General features: G+C 31.5%; 2 protein-coding genes. Both read left to right on the top strand.

Going from position 1 to position 1,987, the window contains the following annotated elements:
• Positions 1 to 128 precede the first annotated feature (128 nt).
• Positions 129 to 1,160: a PDDEXK nuclease domain-containing protein gene (locus tag HMPREF0072_RS08935; protein WP_004829661.1), complete on the top strand. Its 1,032-nt coding sequence runs from the start codon at positions 129 to 131 to the stop codon at positions 1,158 to 1,160.
• A gap of 62 nt (positions 1,161 to 1,222) precedes the next feature.
• Positions 1,223 to 1,966 carry a phage replisome organizer N-terminal domain-containing protein gene (locus HMPREF0072_RS08930; protein ID WP_004829659.1) on the top strand — a complete coding sequence of 248 codons (744 nt, stop codon included), beginning with the start codon at positions 1,223 to 1,225 and terminating at the stop codon, positions 1,964 to 1,966.
• Positions 1,967 to 1,987 lie beyond the last annotated feature (21 nt).

Raw genomic sequence — 1,987 nt, 5'->3', positions numbered from 1 at the left:
AAAATCAGAAATCAAGAATTTCGATTATCGAAAATCTGGGAAATATCAAGGCGGATAGGATATAAAATTGAATAAACACAATATTTATGATATAATTAAAGCAATTAAGAGGTCAAAGAGGTGCTTGTATGAATAAGAAAAATAACATAGATAGAGTTCATGATGATGTTTTTAATAGCATAAAAACATTGATGGATAAGGCAAGAAATGAAGTAGCAAGAGAAGTCAATAATATTTTAGTTCAAACTTACTGGGAAATTGGACGTATTATCGTAGAAGATGAGCAAGGTCATTCAGAACGAGCAGAGTATGGCAAAGAGCTTCTTAAAGATTTATCAAAGAGGTTAACTAAAGAATATGGGCGAGGATTTTCAGTATCAAACTTGCAATTTATGAGGAGATTTTTTCAAGAGTATGAAATTCAACAGACAGTGTCTGTTAAATTGACCTGGTCCCATTATTGCGAACTCTTATCTATCAGCGATGAGAAAAAGCGAAGCTTCTATGAAAAAGAAAGTATAAATGCAAATTGGTCAGTGAGAGAACTTAAAAGACAAATTAAAACTTCACTTTTTGAAAGATTGCTCTTATCATCAGGAGAAGAAAACAAAGAAAAAGTCTTAGACCTAGCCTTAAAGGGCAATGAAATAAATAAGGCGGCAGACCTTGTAAAAGACCCTTATGTGTTTGAATTTTTAGGCTTACCAGAAGAAAAACCAATGATGGAAAGTGATTTAGAAAAAGCACTCATAGATCATATTGAAAAATTCTTGCTTGAACTTGGTAAGGGTTTTATGTATGTGGGTAGTCAGCAAAGAGTAACTTTAGGCAATACCCACTATTATGTGGACATGGTATTTTACAATAAAATATTAAGATCTTATGTCTTAATCGAACTAAAAACAAGTAAGCTAATGCCAGAAGCAGTAGGTCAAATTAATATGTATCTCAATTATTATAAGGCAGAAGTAAATGATGAGATGGACAATGAGCCAATAGGAATAATTTTATGTACTGATAAAGACGGAGTCCAAGCAGAATACGCCTTAGGAAATTTATCAAATAAAATATTCGCATCAAAATACACCCTATATATCCCAGACAGGGAAGAGCTTGAAGAACAAGTAGAAAAAGTCATTAAAAAATACAAGGAAAAATAAAATAGAAATTATAAGTAGAAGTAGGAAAAAACTACTTCTTTTTTATTGTAAGGAGGATTAGAATGGCAACAAACAAAAGATATTATTGGATAAAACTAAAAGAAGAATTTTTCACAGACAAAAGGATAAAAAGATTAAGGAGAATATCTGGAGGAGATACCTACACAATAATCTACCTCAAACTTCTACTACTAAGCCTAAAAGATGAGGGCAAACTCTATTATGACGGAGTAGAAAGTGATTTTATAAAAGAGTTAGCACTAACCATAGATGAAATAGACGATGATGTAATGGTCACAGTTAATTATTTAATCAATCAAGGCTTATTAGAAGTTGTAACAGAAAATGATGAATACTACCTAACTGAAATACCAAGCCTAATAGGATCAGAAACAGCTTCTACAAGGCGTTCAAGAAAGTCTAGAGAATTAAAAATGTTGCAATGCAACACCAATGCAACACATAAGCAACAAAAGTGCAACGGAGAGATAGAGATAGAGAAAGATATAGAGATAGATAAAGAGAGAGAGGGAGAGATAGAAAAAGATAAAAAGTCCACCCCCATTTTTTATGGAGAATTCAAAAATGTAAGGTTAAGCAAAGAAGAATATAAAAATCTAAAAGAAAAATTAAACTCACACACAGAAATAATGATAAATAAATTATCAAGATACATGGAAAGCAGTGGTAAGACCTATCAAAACCACTATGCGACAATCCTAAATTGGTATGACAAAGATAAAGACAAACTAAGAAAGAAAGGTTTAAATAAAAAAATGAACTATGATGTAGGAGAATCTTTATAGATAAAAAGAGGTGGAAAGGCA

Origin of the sequence: Anaerococcus lactolyticus ATCC 51172 (assembly GCF_000156575.1) — a bacterium.
Classification (GTDB): domain Bacteria; phylum Bacillota; class Clostridia; order Tissierellales; family Peptoniphilaceae; genus Anaerococcus; species Anaerococcus lactolyticus.
This window is presented reverse-complemented; position numbering and strand designations above follow the sequence as displayed.

Bases quoted from the DNA above. Each gene is read 5' to 3' on its own strand.
- HMPREF0072_RS08935 (WP_004829661.1), top strand. From the start codon at position 129: ATGAATAAGAAAAATAACATAGATAGAGTTCATGATGATGTTTTTAAT.
- HMPREF0072_RS08930 (WP_004829659.1), top strand. From the start codon at position 1,223: ATGGCAACAAACAAAAGATATTATTGGATAAAACTAAAAGAAGAATTT.